General features: G+C 35.6%; 23 protein-coding genes, 1 riboswitch and 1 other annotated feature. Of the genes, 18 read left to right on the top strand and 5 right to left on the bottom strand.

All coding sequences use genetic code 11. The annotated features are described in order from the left end of the window. The first annotated feature begins 26 nt into the window (after nt 1–26). The 3 genes from ccsB (at nt 27) to MW695_RS12410 (ending at nt 3,777) form a co-directional block, all read left to right on the top strand. Nucleotides 27–1,217: a c-type cytochrome biogenesis protein CcsB gene (gene ccsB / locus MW695_RS12420; RefSeq protein ID WP_247105668.1), complete on the top strand. Its 1,191-nt coding sequence runs from the start codon at nt 27–29 to the stop codon at nt 1,215–1,217. A gap of 62 nt (nt 1,218–1,279) precedes the next feature. Further along, nucleotides 1,280–1,993 (top strand): response regulator transcription factor, encoded by a 714-nt coding sequence (locus MW695_RS12415; protein ID WP_247105667.1) that lies wholly within the window; start codon nt 1,280–1,282, stop codon nt 1,991–1,993. Continuing rightward, nucleotides 1,993–3,777, top strand: a complete 1,785-nt coding sequence (locus MW695_RS12410) for an ATP-binding protein (protein ID WP_247105666.1) — start codon at nt 1,993–1,995, stop codon at nt 3,775–3,777. Before MW695_RS12415 ends, MW695_RS12410 begins: the two co-directional genes overlap by 1 nt. A 123-nt stretch (nt 3,778–3,900) precedes the next feature. Here the strand turns inward: MW695_RS12410 and MW695_RS12405 are convergent, their stop codons facing one another. Both MW695_RS12405 and metE read right to left on the bottom strand, forming a co-directional pair. Beyond that, nucleotides 3,901–4,080, bottom strand: a complete 180-nt coding sequence (locus tag MW695_RS12405) for a hypothetical protein (protein ID WP_247105665.1) — start codon at nt 4,078–4,080, stop codon at nt 3,901–3,903. Between the two features lie 8 nt (nt 4,081–4,088). Next, on the bottom strand, nt 4,089–6,356 hold the full coding sequence (gene metE / locus MW695_RS12400) for a 5-methyltetrahydropteroyltriglutamate--homocysteine S-methyltransferase (RefSeq protein ID WP_247105664.1): 2,268 nt from the start codon (nt 6,354–6,356) through the stop codon (nt 4,089–4,091). 133 nt (nt 6,357–6,489) lie between these two features. Next, nucleotides 6,490–6,684, bottom strand: a riboswitch (cobalamin riboswitch). Between the two features lie 109 nt (nt 6,685–6,793). Between metE and MW695_RS12395 the strand changes: the two genes are divergently transcribed. From MW695_RS12395 to MW695_RS12370, 6 genes are all read left to right on the top strand, one after another. Continuing rightward, a complete protein-coding gene (locus tag MW695_RS12395) occupies nt 6,794–7,384 on the top strand; it encodes a cob(I)yrinic acid a,c-diamide adenosyltransferase (protein WP_247105663.1) in 591 nt (196 codons plus the stop codon). Nucleotides 7,385–7,510: 126 nt separating this feature from the next. Then, complete coding sequence (locus tag MW695_RS12390; protein WP_247105662.1) at nt 7,511–9,007, top strand: spore germination protein; 1,497 nt, start codon at nt 7,511–7,513, stop codon at nt 9,005–9,007. 17 nt (nt 9,008–9,024) lie between these two features. Then, the gene (locus tag MW695_RS12385) at nt 9,025–10,137 is read left to right on the top strand and encodes a GerAB/ArcD/ProY family transporter (protein ID WP_247105661.1); all 1,113 of its coding nucleotides are present in this window, start codon (nt 9,025–9,027) and stop codon (nt 10,135–10,137) included. Beyond that, nucleotides 10,115–11,227 carry a Ger(x)C family spore germination protein gene (locus MW695_RS12380; protein ID WP_247105660.1) on the top strand — a complete coding sequence of 371 codons (1,113 nt, stop codon included), beginning with the start codon at nt 10,115–10,117 and terminating at the stop codon, nt 11,225–11,227. The genes MW695_RS12385 and MW695_RS12380 overlap by 23 nt, the downstream gene beginning before the upstream one ends. Before the next feature lie 81 nt (nt 11,228–11,308). Then, entirely contained in the window at nt 11,309–12,190 is an 882-nt protein-coding gene (locus MW695_RS12375; RefSeq protein ID WP_247105659.1) for a M23 family metallopeptidase, read from the top strand. Nucleotides 12,191–12,280: 90 nt separating this feature from the next. After that, a complete protein-coding gene (locus MW695_RS12370; protein ID WP_247105658.1) occupies nt 12,281–12,655 on the top strand; it encodes a hypothetical protein in 375 nt (124 codons plus the stop codon). A gap of 49 nt (nt 12,656–12,704) precedes the next feature. Here the strand turns inward: MW695_RS12370 and serA are convergent, their stop codons facing one another. Beyond that, on the bottom strand, nt 12,705–14,309 hold the full coding sequence (serA, locus tag MW695_RS12365; protein ID WP_247105657.1) for a phosphoglycerate dehydrogenase: 1,605 nt from the start codon (nt 14,307–14,309) through the stop codon (nt 12,705–12,707). 110 nt (nt 14,310–14,419) lie between these two features. After that, nucleotides 14,420–14,645 (bottom strand) — a binding site (T-box leader). A gap of 162 nt (nt 14,646–14,807) precedes the next feature. Between serA and MW695_RS12360 the strand changes: the two genes are divergently transcribed. Next, on the top strand, nt 14,808–15,857 hold the full coding sequence (locus MW695_RS12360) for a M14 family metallopeptidase (protein WP_247105656.1): 1,050 nt from the start codon (nt 14,808–14,810) through the stop codon (nt 15,855–15,857). Between the two features lie 45 nt (nt 15,858–15,902). Here the strand turns inward: MW695_RS12360 and MW695_RS12355 are convergent, their stop codons facing one another. After that, nucleotides 15,903–16,151 (bottom strand): ferredoxin, encoded by a 249-nt coding sequence (locus tag MW695_RS12355; protein WP_247105655.1) that lies wholly within the window; start codon nt 16,149–16,151, stop codon nt 15,903–15,905. A 297-nt stretch (nt 16,152–16,448) separates the two neighbouring features. Here MW695_RS12355 and MW695_RS12350 point away from each other — a divergent pair, with 297 nt between their 5' ends. The 4 genes from MW695_RS12350 to MW695_RS12335 all read left to right on the top strand — a co-directional run bounded on the left by MW695_RS12350 (nt 16,449) and on the right by MW695_RS12335 (nt 19,835). Further along, on the top strand, nt 16,449–17,507 hold the full coding sequence (locus tag MW695_RS12350; protein WP_247105654.1) for a YpbB family protein: 1,059 nt from the start codon (nt 16,449–16,451) through the stop codon (nt 17,505–17,507). Beyond that, on the top strand, nt 17,497–18,999 hold the full coding sequence (locus tag MW695_RS12345) for a RecQ family ATP-dependent DNA helicase (protein WP_247105653.1): 1,503 nt from the start codon (nt 17,497–17,499) through the stop codon (nt 18,997–18,999). Before MW695_RS12350 ends, MW695_RS12345 begins: the two co-directional genes overlap by 11 nt. 89 nt (nt 19,000–19,088) lie before the next feature. Next, complete coding sequence (locus tag MW695_RS12340; protein ID WP_247105652.1) at nt 19,089–19,325, top strand: hypothetical protein; 237 nt, start codon at nt 19,089–19,091, stop codon at nt 19,323–19,325. Between the two features lie 51 nt (nt 19,326–19,376). Then, on the top strand, nt 19,377–19,835 hold the full coding sequence (locus MW695_RS12335; protein WP_247105651.1) for a DUF2663 family protein: 459 nt from the start codon (nt 19,377–19,379) through the stop codon (nt 19,833–19,835). A 4-nt stretch (nt 19,836–19,839) separates the two neighbouring features. On the opposite strand, the gene MW695_RS12330 is transcribed toward MW695_RS12335, so the two are convergent. Continuing rightward, nucleotides 19,840–20,067, bottom strand: coding sequence for a hypothetical protein (locus MW695_RS12330; RefSeq protein ID WP_247105650.1), 228 nt, complete (start codon nt 20,065–20,067; stop codon nt 19,840–19,842). Between the two features lie 517 nt (nt 20,068–20,584). Here MW695_RS12330 and MW695_RS12325 point away from each other — a divergent pair. The 4 genes from MW695_RS12325 to MW695_RS12310 all read left to right on the top strand — a co-directional run bounded on the left by MW695_RS12325 (nt 20,585) and on the right by MW695_RS12310 (nt 25,115). Further along, nucleotides 20,585–21,799: a M20 metallopeptidase family protein gene (locus MW695_RS12325; protein WP_247105649.1), complete on the top strand. Its 1,215-nt coding sequence runs from the start codon at nt 20,585–20,587 to the stop codon at nt 21,797–21,799. A 259-nt stretch (nt 21,800–22,058) separates the two neighbouring features. Further along, complete coding sequence (locus MW695_RS12320) at nt 22,059–22,655, top strand: genetic competence negative regulator (RefSeq protein WP_247105648.1); 597 nt, start codon at nt 22,059–22,061, stop codon at nt 22,653–22,655. Nucleotides 22,656–22,821: 166 nt separating this feature from the next. Further along, the gene (locus tag MW695_RS12315; protein WP_247105647.1) at nt 22,822–24,081 is read left to right on the top strand and encodes a Glu/Leu/Phe/Val family dehydrogenase; all 1,260 of its coding nucleotides are present in this window, start codon (nt 22,822–22,824) and stop codon (nt 24,079–24,081) included. Nucleotides 24,082–24,152: 71 nt separating this feature from the next. Continuing rightward, on the top strand, nt 24,153–25,115 hold the full coding sequence (locus MW695_RS12310; protein WP_247105646.1) for a YpdA family putative bacillithiol disulfide reductase: 963 nt from the start codon (nt 24,153–24,155) through the stop codon (nt 25,113–25,115). Nucleotides 25,116–25,155 lie beyond the last annotated feature (40 nt).

Below are 25,155 nucleotides of genomic sequence, written 5' to 3'. Positions count from 1 at the left end.
AAAAATAAGCGCAAGGAGGCTGGAGTATGGTTGAATTAAGTGGTAATCTTCTTTATATTGCTTTCTTTCTCTATTTGGCAGCAACGATTTTTTTTGCGGTTTCCGTTACAGGAAGAAAGTGGCGTAATAAAGAAGGAGAAATGAGAGGAAATCGATGGGGGTTTTTAGGTTTTCTCTCTTCCATTTTCGCATCGTTTTTTTCACTTGGATATTTTTTTACTCGTTGGTATATAGCGGGGCATGCACCCGTTAGTAATATGTATGAATACATGACCTTTTTTGCAATAGCAATTGGTTTAGCCTTTATTATTTTATATGCTATTTACCGTTCAAACTATTTAGGTTTATTTACAATGCCAGTTGTTATGCTTTTAATTGCTTATGCTTCTATGTTCCCTGGTGAAATTTCACCTTTAATTCCATCTCTTCAAAGTAATTGGTTAACAATACATGTTATTACTGTCGCTCTTGGACAAGGGATATTGACGATAGGGATGGCAGCTGGGCTCATATACTTATTAAGGACGATTGATTTTTCAAAAACAAATAAGCGTACACGTTCAATGGAAATTATTCTTTTCTGTGTATTAAGCTTAGTTGGATATATCGTTGCGGGCACCGCTTTTAACTTAGCTAATTATGAAGCGCAGTTTAATTATATAAATGAATTTGAAACAGAAGCAACAATGACATATACGATGCCAGCATTCATAGGGCCGAATGAAGGGGAGCTTTTGACAGAAGGTGCTTTATCTCCATTTCTTTATGTGCCCGAGAATATTCGAGCAAATGATATGAACACCGTTATTTGGTCTATCTTAGTTGGTCTAATTCTTTATTGGTTATTACGGCTTATTCTTCGTAAACGAATAAGCGCTGCTATTCAACCTTTATTAAAAGGAGTAAGTCCACAATTAATTGATGAAATAAGTTATCGAGCAATAGCAATTGGTTTTCCTGTCTTTACACTTGGAGGGTTAATATTTGCGATGATATGGGCACAGATTGCTTGGTCCCGCTTTTGGGGCTGGGATCCTAAAGAGGTTTGGGCATTAATTACTTTCTTATTCTATGCTGCATATTTACATTTAAGACTTTCAAAAGGGTGGCATGGCGAGCGTTCAGCTTGGCTATGTGTCATTGGATTTGGTATCATAATGTTTAACCTTGTGTTTGTTAATTTAGTTATAGCTGGGTTGCATTCATATGCCCTATAATGGTAAGGGGTGTTCCTTTATTGGAGCACCCCTTTTGAACAGATGGAGGAGGTAGAAGTTATATGGAGCATGCTCGTTTATTAGTAGTAGATGATGAGGATCGGATAAGAAGATTATTAAAAATGTATTTAGAACGTGAAAATTATCAAGTAGAAGAGGCTGAAAATGGTGAGGAAGCCTTACAATTAGCACTTGAAAAAGACTTCGATGTCATATTATTAGATATAATGATGCCAGGAATGGACGGTATTGAAGTATGCCAAGAGCTTCGTAAATCGAAAGCAACACCTGTTATTATGTTAACAGCAAAAGGAGAAGAAGCAAACCGTGTCCAAGGCTTTGAAGTTGGAACGGATGATTATATTGTGAAGCCTTTTAGCCCGAGAGAAGTTGTCTTACGAGTAAAAGCGTTACTTCGACGTGCTTCTGCTACAAAATTTATGCAAACCGATACTCTAGCAAAAAATGTATTAGTCTTTCAAGAATTAACCATTGATCATGACGCGCATCGTGTTATGGTCGCTGATGAAGAGATTTCGTTAACACCAAAAGAATATGAGTTACTTCATTATTTAGCCCAATCTCCTGATAAAGTTTTTTCGCGAGAGCAATTACTCAAGGATGTATGGAATTATGATTTTTTTGGTGATTTACGTACGGTCGATACACATATTAAACGGTTACGTGAAAAGTTAAATAAAGTATCACCGCAAGCTGCATCGATGATTGCAACTGTATGGGGAATAGGTTATAAGTTTGAGGCACAGAAAGACTAATGTTATGGCGTAGTGTAGTTGGTAAGCTTTGGCTTACAATTATTTTACTAGTTACATTTGTGTTAACGTTATTAATGGTTCTTCTTCTTCAATCATTTGAGAGAGTTCACGTAAATACGGCCGAGTCGCAATTAATGAATCATGCACAGATGATTGCTTCAATGTATGAGCGCTATGATCAAGAAGAAGCATTATACGTTATTCAAGAGTATGCTGAAACGTTTGATACGAAATTAATTTTACTTATAGAGGGAGAAAAAGTTTTAAGTACTGAAAATCATCATTCGCATTATTTAGCGTTGCATACGTTATACAATAATCATGTGTTAATGGAAGTATTTTCAGGTGAGCAAATTGTCCGTACAGAAGGTGATTTTCCTTTTGAAAGTCATGACGAACAATTATACGCCGAAATCATGATTGTTGGTGTACCGGTGCAGCCTGGTGAAATAGAAGATAGCGCTGTTTTTCTCTATCAATCTTTAGACGCAATTAATTCAGCAACAGCAGAAACGAGAAGAATTGTGTATCTATCTGGTGGTATAGCGATCATTATGACAACAGTATTTGCTTTTTTCCTATCATCAAGGGTAACAGCACCACTACGAAAAATGCGTGAAATGGCATTAGAAGTCGCAAAAGGAGAATTTGAAACGAAAATACCGATTTTGACACATGATGAAATTGGACAATTGGCAATGGCTTTTAATCGAATGGGAAGAGAATTAAATAATAATATTCACGCGTTAAATCAAGAAAAAGAACAGTTAGCACGAATATTAGGAAGTATGGCTGACGGTGTCATTACGTTAAATAAATATGGTAAGGTCGTGCTAGCGAACCCTCCAGCAGAACGTTTTATTCAATCTTGGTCTTTTGAACAAGGTCAAATTCGACCAGAAGAGCAGCTACCTGATACAATTGGAACATTATTTGAACAGGTCGTAACATTTGAAAAGGAACAAACGACGGAAATTGAAGTGCAAGGTAGAAGCTGGACTATTTTAATGACTCCGCTATATGATCAAAACGTAATAAGAGGAGCAGTTGCTGTTTTTCGTGATATGACTGAAGAACGACGGCACGATAAATTACGTAAGGATTTCATTGCAAACGTTTCACATGAATTACGTACACCAATATCGATGCTCCAAGGCTATAGTGAGGCGATTATTGATGATGTAGCTCAATCAGATGAAGAGAAAAAGGAAATGGCAAAAATCATTTATGATGAATCACTAAGAATAGGACGATTAGTGAATGAATTATTAGATTTAGCAAGAATGGAAGCGGGGCACGTCGAATTACATGCAGAACACATACCTCTTCACCCATTTGTTGAAAAGGTCGTCCGAAAATTTCAAGGTTTGGCGAAAGAACAAAACATTACACTTTCACTTGATGCAACTAAATTAGACAAAGAAGCAACCATTGATCCAGATCGTATTGAACAGGTATTAACAAACTTACTTCACAATGCAATAAGACATACAAATGAAGAAGGCCATGTGACGTTGCGTGTACGTTCATTTGATGAAGGGACAAAGTTTGATGTTCTTGATACAGGCTCTGGAATACCAGAAGAGGACCTACCGTTTGTTTTTGAGCGTTTTTATAAGGCAGACAAGGCTAGAACTCGAAGTCGCGGAGGAACGGGCTTAGGTTTAGCGATTGCTAAAAATATTGTTGAAGCTCACAATGGCCATATTTCTGTTCATAGTAAATTAAATGAAGGTACAGAATTCACATTTTTCATCCCAAATATTGCGATGTATAATGAGTAACGTGTATTGAGAGAAATTTCCTGCGCCTAATTGTTGGTTTTTACTAAAAAGAATTGCAGGAAAACCACTTGACTAATCGTAGGAAGGAGGCTGGGACAAAAGTGTTGTCTCAGCCTCTTTTTTCTATTCCATATTTAAAATCGAATGAAGAATAGCCAACCAGCGTTCTTGCGTTTCTAAAGTTGTAAAGCCTAAATGCTCAACTAAAGAATGTAAGCCTTGAGAATCTAGGTGGTAAATACAATGTTTCATTTCTTTTTCACTCGTTGTATATTCAAGAAATTGAATCATTTCTCGTCTCATTATCACCTCTAAGATTGGCTCGAAACGGTAATGTTTTCTCTAGCTTTTTTAGCTGCGTCAACCATTTTTTTTAGTGCAGCAATTGTTTCTTCTTCGGAGCGTGTTTTCAAGCCACAATCTGGGTTAACCCAGAAACTTTCAGCTGGAAGAACTTTTAGTGCACGTTCAATGATTGATGACATTTCGGATACGTTTGGAATACGAGGACTGTGAATATCATATACACCTAAACCAATTCCTTTTGTATAGGTTGTTTTTTCAAATGCTTCAATCATTTCACCATGACTTCTAGAGGTTTCAATGGAGATCACATCTGCGTCCATTGCATCAATCGCATCAATAATTTCATTAAATTCGCTATAGCACATATGTGTATGAATTTGCGTTAGGTCATCGATATCAGATGTACAACGTCTGAATGCTTCAATGCTCCATTGAAGATAGTCTTCTTGCTTCTCTTTCTTCAATGGTAAACCTTCGCGTAATGCAGGTTCATCAACCTGAATCATCGTAATATTTGCTTCTTCTAACGCTTGTACTTCTTTAAGAAGCGCTTCTGCAATTTGAAAGCTAATTTCTTTATTAGAAATATCGTTTCGAGCAAAGGACCAGTTTAAAATGGTGACAGGCCCGGTAAGCATTCCTTTAACTGGTTTCTCTGTTAGTGATTGTGCATAAACAACTTCTTTCACTGTCATTGGCTTAGTAAATTCTACATTACCGAAAATGATAGGTGGTTTTACACAACGTGAGCCATATGACTGAACCCAACCATTTTTCGAGAAAGCAAACCCCGATAACTTTTCGCCGAAAAATTCGACCATGTCATTTCGTTCGAACTCACCGTGAACGAAAACATCAAGTTCAAGATCTTCTTGAATTTGGATCCATTTCTTCATATATTCATTGATCTGTTGCTCATAGTTTTCGTTAGATAATTCTCCTTTACGCCACTTTAAACGGGTTTGGCGTACTTCTGTTGTTTGTGGAAAACTCCCGATCGTCGTAGTAGGTAGTAAAGGTAATTTCCATTTTTTGTGTTGAAGCTCGGCTCTTTTACTGAAATGAGTACCTCGATTCGTTTTCAGTTCGTTTAATTTTTTTTCGGTTCTCCATGCAGATTCACCTAAATCGTAAATGCCTTTTTGGTGTTCCTTTAATTTGTCCTCATATTGATAACGTTTTGATAGGATGTCTTTTAATAATATCATTTCTTCTAGTTTCTCGTCACAATAGGCAAGTGCCCCTTTTACGAGAGGATCTAGTGCATCTTCATACTTTAACGTTACTGGAACGTGCAGTAAACTTGATGAAGGCTGAATAAGCTGTCTGGAATATGGGACTACTTCATTAATTCTTTCAAGAAGCTTAGATACTTTGTTGAGGTCACTTTTCCAAATGTTTCGACCATCAATAATTCCGACACCAAGTATTTTATCTTGAGGGAAGCCGTACGTGATTAAGGAATTTAAATTATTTTCCTTTCCATAAACAAAATCAAGGCCTATCCCTTTCACTGGTAATGAAATGAGCTCTAAATATTGATCAACACTTTCAAAATACGTTTGTACGATTAAATGAATGTCAGTTGTATTAGCTAGTTGAGTGTAAACTTGTTTAATTAGATACCAGTCCTCCTCACTTAAATCCGTCACAAATGTAGGTTCATCGATTTGGACAATTTCTGCACCTGCTTCTTTCAACTCTGATAAAACCTGTGAGTAAAGTGGGATTAATTGCGACAAAAGGTTTGAGAATTCTGACTTTTTATATCCCTTTGATAAGCTTAAGAATGTAAAAGGTCCTAAAATAACCGGCTTTCCAATTACATTTAATTCTTCTTTCGCTTCTTTAAATGCTTTCAACGGTTTGTTTTCAACGAGTGTAGGCTTTGCGTCCTGTAGCTCAGGAACAATGTAGTGGTAGTTTGTATCAAACCATTTTGTCATTTCACACGCTTGAGCGTCTCCTCCGCGTGCCATTGCATAGTAAGTAGCTAAAGAAACAGCCCCTCCGGAATATTGAAAACGATTTGGAACGATACCAAACATAGTCGCTGTATCAAGCACATGATCATAATAAGTAAAATCATTAACAGGAATATAATCAATGCCTAATTCCATTTGCTTCTTAAGATGATTTAGACGAATTTCTTTCATTTGAGTATGTAACTCATCTTCAGTAATCGAACCTTTCCAAAACGACTCTAACGTTCTTTTCCATTCACGTTGTTCACCAATTCGTGGATAACCTAAGTTGCTTGTTTTAATTGACATTCAAACATCTCCTCCAAAATGTGTATTCATGAAATAAAAAAGGATATTATTACCTATACTAGTGTAATAATATCCTTATGACGGCATGCGTAAATAAGCTATTATAACACCTCCCTATCTCCCGTAGGTAAAAACAGTGTTGTTGAAATTGGCAGGTCTCCTGGCTCTAGAATCAACGTCACAATCACCTTCCCAGCTTTATAAGCCAGTGGTTTAAGAAATTGTAACTCATCTACTACAGTGGCGGGACCGCTCCGGAATTTCACCGGATTCCCTTTTAAACTTTGAAAGTCATTGTATTCAAAGTACCGATTTCCAACATATGAAATTGTTTTATACTTTATCGTGAAGGAGGAGAAATGTCAAGAGAATTTTTATTAGGTAGAATTTAAAATAATCATGTATACTAGTGAAAACGATTAGAAAGAGGGATTGTATTGAAGTTATATACACGAACTGGAGATGAAGGTAAAACAAGTGTTATTGGTGGGCGTGTAATGAAGAGTCATATTCGTGTTGAAGCATATGGGACAATAGATGAATTGAATGCTTTTGTTGGTCAAGCAGTAACACAATTAGAAGATGATCTATTTCGAGATATTAAGGGTGAGTTAGAGAGAATCCAACATGAACTATTTGACTGTGGTGGAGATTTAGCTGCTATTAAGAAATCAGATAAAATCCGATATAAAACAAATCAAGCAATGATTGATTATTTAGAGAAAAGGATGGATGTTTACATAGATGAAGCACCATCAATTGAAAAATTTATTTTACCAGGGGGGGCAGAAGCTGCAGCAACGTTGCATATATGTAGGACGATTGCAAGAAGAGCTGAACGCCAAGTTGTTCAATTACTAGAAACAAACGAAGATTACAATCCGTATGTTCTTAAATATTTAAATCGTTTATCAGATTATTTATTCGCTATTGCAAGAGTTGCAAATGCAAGATTAAAAATAAAGGACATCGAATATATTCGCAGTGCGGCTGTTTTTAAAAATGGGGTAAGAAAAGAAGAGAAGTAGGAATGAAAGAGAAGTTTCAAAGGGATTGCTACCTTTTGAAATTTCTCTTTCTTTTTTACGCATAATACAATTAGGGTTTTTTCATACTAACTTTAGAGCACAGTGATATGTAGGTGGTGAGACATAGTGATTAGTAGATGGATTATGAATAGAAAAAGTCAGAATAAAGAGCAGCCTTTAGCGAATATGATTAACCTATTTAAAAAGTCAGAGGATTTTGTTGAGAGCGAATACATACTTAATGGGAAATTGTTTTACATAGCTTATTACGAACCACTTATTGACAACAAAGAATTAAACGAAAATGTGCTTAAAGTATTAAAGGAAAATCATACGTATATAACATTAGAGGAAATGAAAGATGCTGTTGCTAATGCGAATTCACTCTGGATCAACCAAAGTGATGAACTGAGAGAAAAGGTTATGCATGGTTTTGTCATTATTTATGATCAACCTTTGCCTAAAAGGTGTCTAGCTATACAAGCAACTCAAGAAAATAATCGCTCAGTTGCGCCACCAGAAACTGAATTTAGTGTCTCAGGACCTCAAGAGGCGTTCATAGAATCACTTGATACAAATATTTATTTAATTCGAAAACGATTACCTCTCCCACAATTACAAGTAAAAGAATTATCTATCGGAAAATTAACACAAACTCGTGTTGTGGTTATGTATATAGATGGTATTGCTGATCCTGATAATATTGAAACTGTCATACAAAGACTTCATTCAATTGAGATTGATCAGGTAATTGATGCGAATGCACTTTCACAAATGATTACTGACCAAACGATGTCTATTTTCCCACAGTTAATTCATACAGAGAGACCTGAAAGAGTTGCCGCTGTCTTAGCAGAAGGAAAAATTGCCTTTATGGCAAACGGATCTCCAGATGCCATTATTGGACCAGCGACTCTAATTGAATTTTTTTCTTCTCTAGAAGATTATTATTTACACTGGCAAATAGCTTCGTTTTTACGCCTTTTGAGGTTTGGAGCTGTACTTTTCTCTATCTTTTCTACACCGATTTATGTTGCTGTTTTAACATTTCATTATGAATTAATTCCGCGTGATTTATTGTCAACCATTATTGCATCACGTAGTAATATTCCTTTCCCACCGATTATTGAAGCTATATTTTTAGAATTAACAATTGAGTTGTTACGCGAAGCGGGTGCACGCCTACCGACAAAGGTAGGTCAAACAATCGGAATCGTTGGAGGAATTGTTATAGGACAGGCCTCTGTTGAAGCTGGTTTAACAAGTAACATTTTATTAATTATTGTTGCACTAGCCGCCCTAGCATCATTTACAACTCCTGTATATCAAATGGGGAATACAATTCGTGTTATTCGCTTTCCGATTTTGTTTATGGCTGCTTTTTTTGGTGGAGTAGGTGTTGCATTTTGCGGCTTATATGTATTAATTCATTTGATTAGACTGACATCATTAGGGCGTCCTTACATGGAGCCGTTATTCCCTCCAAGGTTTACCGATTGGAAGGATGCATTTGTTCGTTTACCTTTTAACAGAATGTCTAAAAGACCGATATATATGCGTCCGCTTGATAGTGGTCGTTTTAATTTTAAGAGAGCAACGTCCAAAAGTGATTTTGATGAATAGGAAAGGAGGATGATTTTATGCATAAGCCGATTAAAGAGCAATACTTAGTGTCAGGCTTTTTAGCCTTCTTTCTCATTCATTCAGTTCAGGTTGGAGTGGGCATGCTGAGCTTTCAGCGAACCATTGTCAAGGAAGCAGGATATGACGGCTGGTCTTCCGTATTAATATCGGGATTAGCTGTCCACATAATTGTTGCTTGCATGTACCTTCTTTTAAAAAGGTCTAATGGAGATTTAATGAGTATTCATCAGCAAATTTTCGGGAAATGGGTAGGCAATATTTTAAGTTCTATTGCAATGATTTATTTTATTGGAGTAAGTGTTACGGTTTTACGTTCTTATATTGAAGTTGTTCAAGTGTGGATGTTTTCAGATTTACCAACGTGGGGAATTACAATTGTTTCTGTGAGCTTTTTTTACTACGTTGTTTCCGGAGGATTTCGAACAGTTGTTGGGTTAGCCTTTATAGGTGTCATTATACCAGCTCTTTTGTTTCCTGTGCTCTTATTACCATTGGAGTATGCTCAGTTCATTAACATGCTACCGATCTTAAAACATTCGATCTTAGATCTTTTATTAGGGGCAAAGGAAGCAACGTTAAGCTTCTTAGGTGTGGAACTACTTTTGCTTTTTTACCCCTTCTTAAAAAAGAAAGAAGATACACAGAAATGGTCGCAGCTGGCTGTTTTCACTACAACTACTATTTATTTATTAATCATGCTTGTTAGCCTATCTTTTTTTAGTGAAGAGCAGCTAAACAAAACGATATGGGCTACGCTGACGTTATTTAAAGTTGTGCAACTCCCTTTTTTAGAAAGGTTTGAATATATTGGAATCTCGATGTGGATGTTTTTAATTGCTCCTAATATTGGATTATTACTATGGGCGGCTACACGATGTGCAAAGGTTGTCTTTAAAATGAGTCAAAGAAAAGCTTTAATTATAGCTGTTGTATTAGTTGGTATTGCCTGTATTATGCTACCTTCAAGGCAAGAAATAAAGATATTTAATGAAATGATTGGAAATATTGGATTCTATTTTGTGTATGTCTATATCCCAATATTAGTCATATTGCAAACGTTAGTAGTGAAAATAAGGAGGAATAAACATGGGCAAAGTACTTCGGTTTAGTTACTTAGTCCTGTTTTTAATAGTTCTAAGCGCTTGTTTAGAAACGAGTATAGTTGATGAAGTTGCATTAATTCGCATTGTTTCAATTGATAAAGCTGATGAAGATGACTTCATAAAAGTAACCGTTAATTTCCCTACTTTTCTAGAACAAGGGGAAGAAAGTCTATTACAGCAAGGATCTATTTCAGCGAATGGACAAACTACAAAAGGAACGAAAATCCTATTGAATCGGCGCTCTCAAAAGCCAATACGATTTGGACAAACGCGCGTCATGCTTTTTGGTGATGAACTAGCAAAGGAAGGTGTTGAAATCTATTTAGATGCGATGTATCGAGACCCTTCAGTTGGGAATCGAATGCTAATTGGTATTGTAAAGGGAAATAGCGCTGGAAAAATGTTAGAAACAGAGCTCGGCGTAGGTGAATTAGCAGGCGTCTTCATTCCGGATCTCATTCAGCAAAATATGGATTTAAATACAATACCGTCAACGAATATGCATGAATTTCTTTTTAGTATGTATAACGATGGTCGAGATCCATTTGCTCCAATGTTAAAGCTTCAAGGAAGCAATGTTCGCATAATAGGAACCGCTTTGTTCTCAGGTCAATATTACCATTCTGAGATTGGATTAGATGAATCTTTTATTTTAAAGACGATTACATCAGTAACAAAACAAGCGATCAAACAATTCGAGGTGAAAGATGAAGAAGAGCAACCTGTTTATATTGTTATAGAAAAATTAAATAGCCATTTAAATAAGCAAGTAGACAAGTCTGGAGAAAGTCCTTTATTTCGATTTAATATACAAATCGATGGTGAAATACAAGATCATAGTGGAGATTTTAATTTCGACGAACCAGAAACCGTTGATAATTATGAAAAGAAAATAGAAGATAAACTAAAGCTACAAACACTTGATATGCTTGAACGTTTTCGTGATCAAGGAATTGATCCAGTGGGAATCGGTGAATTGTATAGAAGTACAACAAGAGATTGGAACCCTACAATGTGGGAAGAAGAGATATATTCTACAGCAAATTTTGAGGTGAACGTTTCGATTAACATTGTTCAATCAGGTGCTATTGAATAAAAAGCATAAAATCGGTCAAGCCTTCATATGATAGTACAGTCATTGTCAAAGAATGGTACAAGTATGGAGGAGGATACGATGATGGATTTAATAAAAAGATTATGTATTGTGTTAGGGATTATGGCCTTTTTGGGCGTGTTGTTTTTCAGTACTTCATATACATTTGCTGCTGAGGATCGAGGTGTTCCTTATGAGTGGGAGGAAGCCTTTATTTGGCCGACAGTTGGCGAATTAACAGACACATTCGGAACGAGAGGGGGATCTCATTATGGAATTGATATTGCAGCAGAGGAAGGTACTCCAGTTGTTTCTGTTGCAGACGGTGTTGTTTCTCGGTCTTATTATTCTGATACATATGGAAATGTGATATTTATTAATCATGATAATCAAATGGAAACGGTTTATGCTCACTTACACGAACGATTAGTTGAAGAAGAACAATATGTGGAAGAAGGTCAATTAATTGGAACGGTCGGTACGACAGGTCGTTCATCAGGTAACCATTTACACTTTGAAGTCCATCAAGAAAGCTGGAATGTACATAAATCAGAAGCGATAGATCCTTTATTTGTGCTGTCTCAAAAGCCTAGTCATATGTATGCTTCATTAGAAGCTGAAAGAAATGATGCCATATCTGCTGCTGCAAGAAATGAGGAAGTCTCATCAAATGTTGTGGGCAAGATTACTGTCACGAAAGGGGACACGTTATGGAGTTTAGCGCAGCGTTATGGTGTGTCTGTAGAACTAATTAAGGAATGGAATCATCTTAAGGATGAAACGATTTATATTAATCAACAGCTAATGATTTATGAGGTGAGCACCGTGCATAATGTACAAAAAGGAGAGACTTTAACAGCTATCGCCAATCAATATGAGCGTTCTGTTGATGATGTAATGGAATTAAATAAATTAGACTCTGATCAAATTTTAATCGGTCAAATGCTATATATCGAAAGAGAATAGAGTGCGATCTGTTCATCTATACACCCCCATAGCAAAATAATATATGTTAAAATAGTGTAGTAGTAAGAAGTGCGTAAGCGGGGTATAGAAATGACTGTAGAGACGGAATTGTTAAGATGGTTAAATGAGCAAACGGATATTCATAGTCATAATGTTGTGTTTTTAGATGGCTTTCTATTTATGTTAAAAAAAATCAGGAAACACGGTCACATACGAATGAAAAATAAGCAAAAAATACACCCAAGATTTTGGAGAAGCTATGACCGGGCTTTTAATTTTAATTTAATTAATTCACGAAGTAAAAAAGAGTTAGCTCACTTATATAAATTTTATTTTCACGTAGCCTATCATGAACAGTTTGTTATTGTAAGGTATCATACCATCCAACTATCCGATAAAGGGAACGATTTTTTACAAAGAAATAGGGATGAACAATTAGGCTTGTTATTCTCTTACATATGGTAATAAAAAAGAAAATGACGGGATACGCCATTTTCTTTTATCTATCAATTTATTAACATTCAATTGTATCTGCAAAATGAATTTCTTCAATTTGAAGTAAGTCATCAATGACTTGTTGTTCCACCAATTTATCAACTGCAACCATCATGACAGCTTCTCCGCCTTCTTCCTTTCGGCCTACTTGCATGGTTGCGATATTCACATTATGTTTTGCTAATAATTGCCCCATACGCCCAATTACACCGGGACGATCATTATGGTGAATATAAATTAAATGACCTTCAGGTATGAAATCAACGTTAAATCCATTAATGTTCACGATCCGTGGACCATATTCTTTAATGAACGTTCCTTTTAATTCAAATGTTCTTTCTTCACCACGAACAACTGCATGAATGATATTGGCATAGCCATATGTTTGGCTCATTGTTTTCTCACCAAATGTAATTCCACGCTCTTTCGCAATGAGGCTAGCATTAACATCATTCACACCTGCATCTACACGTGGTTGCAGGAAGCCAGCCATTAAACTACGGGTAATAATAGATGTTTCTAGATCAGTAACCGAACCACCGTATAATACATCTATTTCTTGTACAGGTGTACGCATTACTTGTGAAAGAATATTACCCATTTTTTTAGAAAGATCATAAAATGGCTTCACTTTACTATAAACTTCTTTTGAAAGAGTAGGTAAGTTGATCGAATTGCTAACAGGCTCACCTTGTAAAAATCGTAAAACTTCTTCTGATACTTGTGCAGCTACATTTAATTGAGCTTCCAAAGTAGATGCTGCAATATGTGGAGTTGCAATGACACGTGGGTATGACATTAATTCTTGATCAACTACAGGTTCTTCCTCAAATACATCTAGAGCAACGCCAGCTACATGTCCATTTTCTAAGTAATGCTTTAGTGCCTGTTCATCAATAATACCACCGCGAGCACAGTTAATTAAGAAGACACCACGCTTGGTTTTGGCGATATTCTCCATACCTAGAAGGCCTTTTGTTTCCTTTGTTAATGGAGTGTGAACGGTAATAATATCTGATTGTGATAGTACTTCTTCTAACGCTGCTGTTTGAACGCCAACTTTTTCTGCACGTTCTTTCGTTAAGAATGGATCAAAGACAAGTAATGACATTTCAAACGCTTTTGCCCGTTGTGCAAGTTGTGTACCAATACGTCCAAAACCAACAATCCCTAATGTTTTGCCACGTAATTCGAATCCTTGAAATGCTTTACGATTCCATTCGCCAGCTTTGATGGAAGCATATGCTTGAGGAATATTACGCATTAATGACATAATCATTGCAAAAGTATGCTCAGCAGTTGAAATAGTGTTCCCATCTGGAGCGTTAATGACAACGACACCATGCTTAGTAGCAGCATCTAAATCAATATTATCAACCCCAACACCAGCACGAGCTACAATTTTTAAATTAGGCATTTTGGCTAATAACTCTGCATCAACAGTAGTCGCACTTCGCACAAGCAATGCATCAAATAGAGTTAAATCCTCCACATCGTTTACATTTTTCTCAATACAACGAACGGTGTCACTTTCTAATAATGGTAACAGACCTTCTTTACTCATGCTGTCAGATACTAGAATTTGATAAATCGTTTCTTCATTTTTGTTAGTTTTATTGCTCATACTCTACACTCCTCATTCGTTCTTTTTTTATACAAAAAAGCCTTGATGGGCCTTTTCAGTAAAATGAAAGCGCTACAAACAAAAAACCTTCTGCCCACACGACGTGTGTCGTGAGGGGCGGAAGGTTCAAACCGCGGTACCACCCTCATTTTTTGCTTAACGCAACTCGGGGAGAATCAACTCCAAGATAACGGATTATCCGTATGTACCTACTATTGCATCAGGTTCAGTACATGAACTCAGAAGGGCTTTCAAGAAGGAACCAAACTAGTTCACAGCAACCACTAGCTCTCTGATGTTGGTTTCACATCTATCTTTCTTCATCATCGTTTCATTATGTATAGTTTTTACTTTTTAATTAAGCAGAAATAGTACTAATTGTTTGATAATTTATCATAAACACAACCTTCTGTCAATTGTTGTTTAGTTATTAACTGTCGTTGCTTAGTCATAAAAATAAGTGCAAGTCATATATAAATATGGGAGGGGGAAGAGGTGATGATGCATACAGTACAAATTGGAGAGACGATTAATAAGGTCGCTTTTCAATATGGTATACGTCCATTCGACATTCTTTTATTTAATCGTGAAGTCTTTTCTGAACAACAATATATCTACCCTGGAATGAGATTATACATACAAAATGGAACGCTTAGACAAGATCAAATGGATTGGTTAGGGTTAACTGAGTTTAATCAGCATGATTTAGAAGGAATGCTATCGCGGTTACAGAAAAACGGAGTTGAAACGGATGTCATTGGTTACTCAGTTATGAATAAACCGATATACGCATTTAAAATAGGGACCGGTAAGAAGAAAGTGTTTTACTCTGGCGGGTGGCATGCCAATGAATGGATCACCTCTAAACTGTTAGCTTATTTTTTATATGAGATTAGTGAAAGGCAAAAAGATCAACAAAGATGGCATGGTTATTCAATTGAGGAATTATTGAAAGATAGTACACTTTATGTTGTTCCAATCGTGAATCCAGATGGAATTGAATTAGTTCAACAAGGTATTTATAATGAGCACCCGCACTTTCATCAGGTATTAGAAATCAATAAAGGAATGAGGTCATTTGATCATTGGTCTAGTAACATTCGAGGTGTGGATTTAAATCATCAATGGCCAGCTGGTTGGGCTAAGGAAGCAAATGAAAGTCCGAAAGAGCCATGGTCAAGACATTACAGTGGACAAAAGCCATTAACAGAACCAGAAGCTAAAGCGATTTACAAGTATACGAATCAACATCAATTTGATTATGTATTGGCATTTCACTCTCAAGGTCAAGTCATTTATTGGGGCTATAATCATTTAGAGCCAGAAGTTAGTGAGGCAATGGTAAGTAGACTATCTTATGTTAGTTCTTATTTACCGGTTAAAACAGCGGATAGTGATGGAGGATATAAGGATTGGTTTATTCAGCATTATCGTAAACCTGGTTTTACTATTGAAGTAGGTGTAGGAGTTAATCCATTATCGCCTGATCATTTTTCTGAAGTATGGTCTAATAATTGCTTGCTAACCCTAGAAGCACTGTCACTATAAGAAAAAGGTCATCCAATTTGAGAGATTTGGATGACCTTTTTTGATTTATTCATATTTTAGTGGGTCGCCATCAAATGAATCATCTGATACTTTAATCGAATCCGTCGGACATCCTTCAAGGGCGTCGATCATATCCTCTTCTAACTCATCAGGTACGACTGTCGTACCTTGATTATCATCTAAAATGACAAAAGCAATCCCTTCATCATCATAATCATAAATATCAGGTGCTGCTGCTCCACATGCGCCGCAAGCAATGCACGTATCTTTATCAACAATTGTATATTTCGCCATTTCTATAACCCTCCATTTAGTCTGTATCTATATTACCTTATCCTGAACAACTGGCAAATGTTCATAACTCACAAATTGAATAATTGTTTTCCTAATGAACTATTTTAAAACGGAATAGAGAACTTTTCAACATATTCGTCTTAAAATAATTTATTTATTTTTATTTTCTTTAAAAACAATTAAGAATATAAATGTTTGTTTATTATTAGTAATCCCGTTATTTGCTTAAATAAGTCCCTTTTATTAGAGGGAATTTGATACAATAAAATTGAAGCGATGAAGTTAGTAGGTGTATGTATGGATAGAAAACAATACATTATTTTAACAGTATTAGCTGCTTTTAATGGGGAACGCTCTATTTTTGGTGCTTATCATGTATTGCAAGGGAAAAAATCAGCTCAAACCATTCAAGACCAGTCCCTATTTATGATATCTTCTTACTTTGGTTTATTTCCAAAGTGGTCAAGAGACGATTTTATTTTCGAAGTAAAGAAATTGATTGCTCTCAATTATATTGAAAAGTTCAACAAAGATCGAGTGAAATTAACTAAATGCGGTATACAAACATATGAACAAAAAAAAGCTACAAACAATTTTGCTCATGATTTAAATGGTTGGAAGTATCACAAATGGTCGCGCATTGTTTGGTTGAGGCTGGCACTTTACATACAATCCTTGTCTTTTTTAATTTCAAAAGAACCAAAGTTTTACCCATTAACACAAAGGTATTCGGTTCAACAGTGGGTCAAGAAACATTTACCGAAAGATTCCGAAATACAGAAACAACAATTTGTCCAAATACATAACGAATTAAAATCGATATTAGATGATTGTGAAACAGGGCAAGCAAAAGCTTTTACCTATCAATTATCGAGTAAAAACAATATAGGCAAAACAAAAAAGCAAATCGCTGAAGAAATGACGACTTCTGAAGATATCATTGCTCTGTTACATAAATCTGTCATACATAAAATATGTAATTTGGCTCAAAATGAAACAGCTTATCCAATGCTGCACCTGTTTGTGAATGATATTGAGGGTCAAATTATACTTACAGATTCAACGAAAAAGACGTATGAGCTCATACAAAGGGGGCTTAGTTTAAATGATATCATGAACCGTCGACAATTAAAAAAAAGTACGATAGAAGATCATATTGTTGAAATGGCCTATGCAGGAGTTCCCTTCCAATACAAATTATTTATTACGGAAAAAGCAGAAAATGAAATTATTCATTGTATCGAGCAATTAAGAACGACAAAATTAAGAGTCATTAAAGAGCATTTAAACGATACCGTTACATATTTTATGATTCGGCTTGTCATAGCAATAAGGAAGGTGCACTATGAGTCTTGAGCAAGTATTAAAAGAGAAATTTGGTTATGAGAAATTTCGTAATGGTCAAGAACCCATTATTCGTGCCATTATGTCCAAGCGTAATGTGTTAGCTATATTACCGACTGGAACAGGTAAATCTATTTGTTACCAATTACCAGCATTATTGTTAGAAGGTATAACGATTGTCGTTTCACCATTACTATCATTAATGGAGGATCAGGTTCAAGAACTTCGATCTAATGGTATTAAAGAAGTAGTAGCCATTAACAGTTTTATGCCAAAGGAAGATCAAAGGCGAGTTATTAAGGATTTACAACGATATAAGTTAGTGTATGTGTCACCTGAAATGTTGCAGCATCGACATTTGAGGAGTCGAATGCTGAGCATGCAGGTGTCTTTGTTTGTCGTGGATGAAGCACATTGTATTTCTCAGTGGGGACATGATTTTAGACCTGATTATTTGAGACTAGGGGATGTCATTCAACATCTAGGTAGCCCACCGTGTTTAGCGATTACAGCGACAGCGACAAAAGAAGTTCAACGCGATCTTATCGCTCAACTATCGCTTCATAACCCTGAGCGAATTGTCCAATCGATCAATCGTCCTGAAATTGTGATATCAGTTGAGAGCTGTGTTTCAACGGAGGAAAAAATAGAAAAAACGAAAAAGCTCATTCATCAATTAGAAGGCCCTGGAATGATTTATTTTTCAAGTCGATTATGGGCAGAGTCGATGTGCGAGCAGTTAAAGAAAGATGGTCATAAACGAGTGGCGTATTACCATGGTGGTTTATCGACAGAGGATCGAATACTAATCCAACAACAATTTATGAAAGAAGAGCTAGATCTTATTTGTTGCACGAGTGCTTTTGGAATGGGTATCAATAAAAAAAACATTCGTTATGTGTTGCACTTTCACTTTCCAATAGAATTAGAGGCTTATGTTCAAGAAATTGGGCGTGCAGCTAGAGATCATGCACCAAGTATTGCTATTTCACTTTTTTGTGAGGATGACAGAGCATTAGCAAAGAGTTTAATTGAACGGGATACCGTTACAATGGAGCAGCTATCACTGCTATTGCGCCGTGTTTCACAATACAAAAAAATCAATGAAGTACCCGTGGAGGACCTTTTAGTAGAAACGGGTTGTTCGGAGACGAATTGGAGGTTAATTGTATTTCAATTGGAACAATTAAATATTATTAATCATATGATTATTTCTCCTTTTCAAATAGATGAAATAACGGCAATTATACTGGAATCGCAACAGAAAAGGATGTCAGTAAAATTAGCGAAGTGGAAAAAAACAGAAGAGTATTTAACTAGTACAACGTGTAGAAGAGACGTGTTATTACATTATTTCTCAGAAGAAAAAGTACGAGAGAACGCGTATGCGTGTTGCGATATTTGTACATTTTTATTATCTGCTTATGAACGAAAAAAAGAACATGAACATTCACAAGAAGATTCAACATGGCAGGAGCATTTACATGCAGTGTTTAAGGTATAATGATGTTACTAATACAAGTTGATTTCTTTTTTTTATTGCTTGTACAACATAACCATAATTAATAAGTAAAATAAAAGGAGGTAAATGATATGAATAAGAACTTAGAGGATCAAGCAGAAAAGTTGAGAGAGCAAGTAGAAGAATATCAAGAGAAGCAAAAAGAAATGTCGTCTTTACCTCCACGTAGTTCGATTCATAAGCGCCAGCAACGAGAACAGAAAAATAAAAAACCGAAGTGGAGAGTACGCTTTGTGTTGATTCGTCTTTTTCTTATCCTGTTTCTTTTATTAATTGTAGCAGCTTTAGTTTTGCCAAATTGGCTCTAATCCATTCTATCATACGTTTATTGGACATACATTGTAATGAGGTGATCATCAATGAGCGGATTAAAGGAATGGAAAATTCAAAATGACTATGGTAGTCCAGTTGTTAAAGTGATGTTGGAGGAATTAATTGAACGAAAAATAAAACTTAAAAAATTTGAAAAATATAATCGATATAGTGGTTATCTTACTTTAATATTTATATCAATACTGTTGATAGTCTGTTACATTGAATTTACTCAACGGCTTATTTCTTCCTATCAATCGTTATTAACGAGTATTATAAATAATTCGCTTTTTTTATTTGTTTTACTATTAACTGGATTAAGCTTCATATATGTTCAATATTTAAATAAAAAAGTTACAAAGGCTGAAAAGGAGTACGAAGAGCTTCGCGAAGAATTAATGAATCGTAGTTCTGAACTTTGGGAAGAAGATACTCAATGGTTAGCAAGGGAAAATGTTTATCACTATATGAAAGCTGAGCATGACATTAATTTATATTACAAATAATTGACTATGAGCTCTTTTCTAAATGATTGACACCGAAAAAAAGATAGGACGACCTTGTATACGAGTGACCGTGAATGATAATAACGCTATTATTAAAAAAAGCAATTCTACCAAAGGCTATCGTTTTTTTACTTTGGATGCAATAAACTTCAATTGGAAGTCCTAGTCGGTAGTTATAGGAAATATCATTATTAGTAATTAGTGTAAAATTCCTTACTTTTTTTAATCGCATCAAATTATCCCCCTGTAATGAAAACGATTACTTTCCTTATTAGTATAGCGATTTTGTACGAATAAAACAATATAAATGCTAAAAATAAGTGAATCATCTAAGGCACTCGCTAAGCTCAGTATAAACATTAAACCAATGATAACAATGCACCCAGTGATTTGCTTATATATTGTCACAATCGGACTTTAAAGAAAATGAATAGCTGTGATATAATGAATAAAATAACTATATGTCATGTTGGTGTAAGGAGTGAGGTAGATGTCAGCAATACAATTAATTGGAATTCTTGGTTTTGGCTTTATGGCATTAGCACTAGCTGTGGTTATGGCTATATATATGTTAAAGCTATCTGAACACTCTGAATAAGAATGACGCGAAAAGAAGTTGACAACCAAAGGGAAGTCAGCTTCTTTTTTAAAAGAAATGGATATACATTACTCCTGAAGTTTAATAAAGAAAATGCTTTGGGCACATTATTCTAAGTAGCTGAAACGCTTTATTTAGTAGAGGTGATTGAATGGAAAAGAAAATATTTCATAGATTAGATGAATTATATGGAGAAATGGTTGAGTTGAGAAGGGAGTTTCACCAATATCCTGAGCTTTCATTTGAGGAAATCAAAACCCCTAAAATGATTGCTGATTATTTAGAACGTATAGGAATTGAAGTTAAAAGGAATGTTGGTGGTCGTGGCGTAGTTGGGTACATAAAAGGTGGGAAGCCAGGAAAAACCGTTGCAATTCGAGCAGATTTTGATGCCTTGCCAATACAAGAAGAGACGAATCTGCCTTTTGCTTCTAAGGTACCTGGTGTGATGCATGCTTGTGGACATGATGCACATACTGCTACATTACTCGTTTTAGCGAAAGCATTAGTCGAAAATCGCTCTGAATTACGAGGATCTATTGTTTTAATCCACCAATTTGCTGAAGAATTAGCTCCAGGAGGGGCAATTGAAATGATAAAAGATGGCTGTTTAGAAAATGTTGACGTTATTTTTGGTAATCATATTTGGAGTTCATTCTCTTATGGATGTATTGGTTATCGTTCAGGTGCTATTATGGCCTCAGCTGATCGTTTTCATTTAACGATATACGGTAGAGGAGGGCATGGAGCAAGCCCTCATGAAACCGTTGATGCTATAGTAGTTGGTTCATCAATCGTCCAACAACTACAACAAATTGTCAGTCGTAATATAGACCCATTAAAGTCAGCAGTTCTATCAATTGGTTCCTTTCAAGCAGGCGGTGCGTTTAATGTCATTGCTGATCAAGCGAGGCTAGTAGGTACAGTTCGAACGTTTGATGAAGATATTCAAAATTATATGATTAATCGTATGGAGGAAATCATTAAAGGTATATGTGAAGCGATGAATGCAGACTATACATTTAATTATGAAAAGGGCTATCCAGCTGTTGTCAATGATTCTATTATGACTAAACAGTTTAGTAAAATAATTAAAAATAATATAAATGAAGTTAAAGTGGAAGAGATAGATCCCGTTATGGGTGGGGAGGATTTTGCTTATTATTTGCAGCATGTTCCAGGTGTCTTCTTTTTTACTGGCGCTGGTAATATGGAAGGTACCTCTTACCCTCATCACCACCCCAAATTTGACATAGATGAACGTGCCATGTTAGTTGCAGCGAAAGCGTTAGGAAGTGCTGCGCTATCCTACTTGAATGGAAACTTCGAATTAGGTATTGAAGAAGAAATGAAACCGTTAGTATAAATGAAAAACGATTACAAAGAAAGATAATAACATTTCGGTGGGTCTAATGTTAAATATTGGACTCACCTTTTTTGATGTGACAATTTTTAATGTTAGTCTGAACATACTTTAGTTAATCTAGGAGAGACTAACGTAAAATATTTAAGCTTTATGAACAATGAATCCAGTTTCATTTGCGAACCTTCTTTTCAGTTTTGTCATACCGTATACTATGAAGGCTGTGGATCGAAATTGGCAGAATGTTAGGAGGGTGAGGATATTGCGCCTTGAGCGGTTAACGACGAATAAATTTAAAGCTTTTTTATCAAATGATGATATGAATGAAAGAGGGTTAACTAAAGATGATCTTTGGCAAGATTTGCCTAAAGTCCATGACCTATTTCGAGAAATGATGTTGGAAGCTGATGATGAACTAGGTTTTAAAATAGATGGTCCAATTGCAGTTGAAGTCTATGCCATGCCAGCACAAGGGATGGTGATTATTGTTTCAAAATGTGAAGTGAATGAATGGACTAATGAAGAATTTGATGATGGTTATATAGAGATGCAAGTCACTCTTGATGAAACAGAGGATTTTTATTACGTATTTGATGATATTGAAAGTGTCCTTTTACTTGCTGAACGATTGTATAATCTAGGTATAGAAAATGGTACACTGTATACATTTGAAGGCCATTATTATTTAGCGTTTGAAGAGTTTGACGTTGATATAGAATTAGAGGAAACATTTGTCGCTGTTCTTTCTGAATATGGCTCACCTGCAACGGTTTCGATATATCGTGTACAAGAATATGGGAAATGTTTAATGGAACATAATGCGATAAAACTGTTATATACACATTTTTTTAATCATTGATAAGAAGACTGAGCAGAGTCAGTCTCTTTTTTTGTTAAAATGCCCTTCATCATAAATAAAATTGTAAAAATTTTAATTTAGTATGGAAATTATCAGGCTCATTGATTATATTAGATTGAGATGAATAATGATTTAGGATTAAGCATTTTGAGGTGAAAATTAGGAGATGTCTAAGATAAAAGGAAGTACGGAGGAAAATGACGTACTTTTTACAACTAAAGAAGAATTTACGATTGCATTTAATAAGTTAGGATATTCCGAAAAAGAATACTTACAATTTATGGAGCCGGCAAGACTCGTTAAAGTGACGCTACCTTTGAAGTTAGATGATGGTTCCACAAGGTTATACACGGCATATCGTGTACAACATCATTTATATAAAGGTCCCACAATGGGTGGTGTCATTTGTCACCATAATTATAATGAAAATGATGTAGAATCTTTAGCGATGATTATGAGTATTAAAGCGGGAGTTTCAAACATTCCATTTGGTGGAGCAAAAGGATTAATTATTTGCGATCCTCGTGAGTTATCTTATCGTGAAATGGAACGCTTAAGTAGGCTGTATATACGTAGAATGTATGAGATTATCGGCTCAAGTAAGGATATACTAACGTCTGAAGGTCAAGCGAATACTCAAATGATGTCTTGGATGTATGATGAATTAAGTTATTTTGATAAGGAGTCAGCAGGTGCCATTACAGGTAAAGCATTAGAAATTGGTGGTACATATGGTCGTGAAAAAGCGGCGGCAATTAGTATTATTACAACATTAAATGAAACGTTAAACTATAACAAACGAGAGTTAAGTGATACGCGAGTAATCATTCAAGGTTTTGGAAAAGTCGGAAGCTTTCTTGCACAATATGTACATCAACAAGGGGCTACTGTAATTGGAGTTTCAGATAGTTACGGAGCACTATATGATGAAGATGGTTTAGATATTGATTATTTATTAGATCGACGGGATAGCTTTGGAACCGTAACTAAATTATTTAAAAATACGTTGAAGATAGAGGAACTTCAAGGAAAGCAATGTGATTTATTGTTACTTGCTTCTGAGCAGCAGCAAGTCACACCTATTCAAATTGAAAACCTTGATGCTTCGATTGTTATTGAGGTGACCAATCATTCACTACCAATGACTAATATGCCAAGTATTAATCAAAATGAACTATTTATTGTACCTCATGTTCTTGCAAGTATTGGAACAGACATCATTTCGTATTTAGAGTGGTTACAATATAAACAAGGGTTAAGATGGTCAGAAGCAGAAGTCGAGCAACAGTTAAAAAAGAGAACGGCTCAATCCTATCAAGATGTCTATGAATTAGCGATTAGACGTAAAGTTAACTTGCGCTTAGCTTCGTTTATGTATAGTTTACGTTCAATCGTTGAAGCATCTCGTTTTCGCGGTTGTCATTAGTTTGATATAATAAATAAAAAAAGGAGAAGCCTTGCAAACTGGCAACTCCTTTTTATGTAGGTGGTTTATTAATGAATAGAGAAGATGTTATTATTATTGGTGCTGGCCCATGTGGATTGTCAGCAGCAATTGCATGTCAAAATAAAGGGCTTAACACGTTAGTCATCGAAAAAGAAAACGTTGTTCATTCTATTTATCGTTATCCCACTCACCAAACGTTTTTTAGTACGAGTGAAAAGCTTGAGATTGGTGATGTAGCTTTTCTAACAGAAGAACGAAAGCCTAGACGAAATCAAGCATTAGTGTATTATCGTGATGTAGTGAAAAGGAAAGAGATCCGCATTAATAAATACGAGCGAGTATTGAAAGTGAAAAAAAAGGGTGGGTTATTCAATATAAGCACATCAAAGGGGTGTTATGAGTCCACTTTCGTTATTGTGGCGACTGGATATTACGATTCTCCCAATATGCTTAATATACCAGGTGAAAACCTCAGTCATGTCCATCATTATTTCAAGGAAGCTCATCCGTACTTTGATATGGATGTTGTCGTTATAGGAGGGAAGAACTCAGCCGTTGATGCATCGCTAGAACTACAAAAGGCTGGTGCACGAGTAACGAACTTATACCGTGGTAATGATTATTCAACAAGTGTTAAGCCATGGATTTTACCAGAGTTTGATTCGTTAGTTCGTAATAACTCCATTCAAATGGAGTTTAATACTGAAGTAACTGAGATTACGAACTCATCTGTCATATATAAAAAAGAAGGTACGAGCCAAGAGGTTAAAGCTGATGTCGTTTTTGCCATGACGGGTTATCATCCTGATCATTCGTTTATTAAAGCGATGGGAGTAAAAGTAGACGTGGAAACGGGGCGTCCAAACTTTGATCCAGTGACAATGGAAACAAATGTAAATGGGCTTTATATTGCCGGTGTAATTGCTGCGGGAAACAATGCTAATGAAATATTTATTGAAAATGGACGTTTTCATGGAGAGGTTATTGCCAATCATATTATTTCATACTCATGAATGTAAAAGTCTAGAGATGGGTATTTCAAGGGGATTGAAA

The organism is Halalkalibacter sp. APA_J-10(15), from assembly GCF_023017105.1.
In the GTDB taxonomy this organism is placed as follows: Bacteria; Bacillota; Bacilli; order Bacillales; family Bacillaceae_D; genus Halalkalibacter.
Note: the sequence above shows the minus strand (reverse complement) of the source record. Positions and strands in the feature narration are given on the sequence as shown.

What these genes read in the sequence shown, in the direction of transcription:
- ccsB (WP_247105668.1), top strand. Translation starts at nt 27, where the DNA reads ATGGTTGAATTAAGTGGTAATCTTCTTTATATTGCTTTCTTTCTCTAT.
- MW695_RS12415 (WP_247105667.1), top strand. Translation starts at nt 1,280, where the DNA reads ATGGAGCATGCTCGTTTATTAGTAGTAGATGATGAGGATCGGATAAGA.
- MW695_RS12410 (WP_247105666.1), top strand. Translation starts at nt 1,993, where the DNA reads ATGTTATGGCGTAGTGTAGTTGGTAAGCTTTGGCTTACAATTATTTTA.
- MW695_RS12405 (WP_247105665.1), bottom strand. Translation starts at nt 4,080, where the DNA reads ATGAGACGAGAAATGATTCAATTTCTTGAATATACAACGAGTGAAAAA.
- metE (WP_247105664.1), bottom strand. Translation starts at nt 6,356, where the DNA reads ATGTCAATTAAAACAAGCAACTTAGGTTATCCACGAATTGGTGAACAA.
- MW695_RS12385 (WP_247105661.1), top strand. Translation starts at nt 9,025, where the DNA reads ATGCATAAGCCGATTAAAGAGCAATACTTAGTGTCAGGCTTTTTAGCC.
- MW695_RS12380 (WP_247105660.1), top strand. Translation starts at nt 10,115, where the DNA reads ATGGGCAAAGTACTTCGGTTTAGTTACTTAGTCCTGTTTTTAATAGTT.
- MW695_RS12375 (WP_247105659.1), top strand. Translation starts at nt 11,309, where the DNA reads ATGGATTTAATAAAAAGATTATGTATTGTGTTAGGGATTATGGCCTTT.
- MW695_RS12370 (WP_247105658.1), top strand. Translation starts at nt 12,281, where the DNA reads ATGACTGTAGAGACGGAATTGTTAAGATGGTTAAATGAGCAAACGGAT.
- serA (WP_247105657.1), bottom strand. Translation starts at nt 14,309, where the DNA reads ATGAGCAATAAAACTAACAAAAATGAAGAAACGATTTATCAAATTCTA.
- MW695_RS12360 (WP_247105656.1), top strand. Translation starts at nt 14,808, where the DNA reads ATGATGCATACAGTACAAATTGGAGAGACGATTAATAAGGTCGCTTTT.
- MW695_RS12355 (WP_247105655.1), bottom strand. Translation starts at nt 16,151, where the DNA reads ATGGCGAAATATACAATTGTTGATAAAGATACGTGCATTGCTTGCGGC.
- MW695_RS12350 (WP_247105654.1), top strand. Translation starts at nt 16,449, where the DNA reads ATGGATAGAAAACAATACATTATTTTAACAGTATTAGCTGCTTTTAAT.
- MW695_RS12345 (WP_247105653.1), top strand. Translation starts at nt 17,497, where the DNA reads ATGAGTCTTGAGCAAGTATTAAAAGAGAAATTTGGTTATGAGAAATTT.
- MW695_RS12340 (WP_247105652.1), top strand. Translation starts at nt 19,089, where the DNA reads ATGAATAAGAACTTAGAGGATCAAGCAGAAAAGTTGAGAGAGCAAGTA.
- MW695_RS12335 (WP_247105651.1), top strand. Translation starts at nt 19,377, where the DNA reads ATGAGCGGATTAAAGGAATGGAAAATTCAAAATGACTATGGTAGTCCA.
- MW695_RS12330 (WP_247105650.1), bottom strand. Translation starts at nt 20,067, where the DNA reads ATGCGATTAAAAAAAGTAAGGAATTTTACACTAATTACTAATAATGAT.
- MW695_RS12325 (WP_247105649.1), top strand. Translation starts at nt 20,585, where the DNA reads ATGGAAAAGAAAATATTTCATAGATTAGATGAATTATATGGAGAAATG.
- MW695_RS12315 (WP_247105647.1), top strand. Translation starts at nt 22,822, where the DNA reads ATGTCTAAGATAAAAGGAAGTACGGAGGAAAATGACGTACTTTTTACA.
- MW695_RS12310 (WP_247105646.1), top strand. Translation starts at nt 24,153, where the DNA reads ATGAATAGAGAAGATGTTATTATTATTGGTGCTGGCCCATGTGGATTG.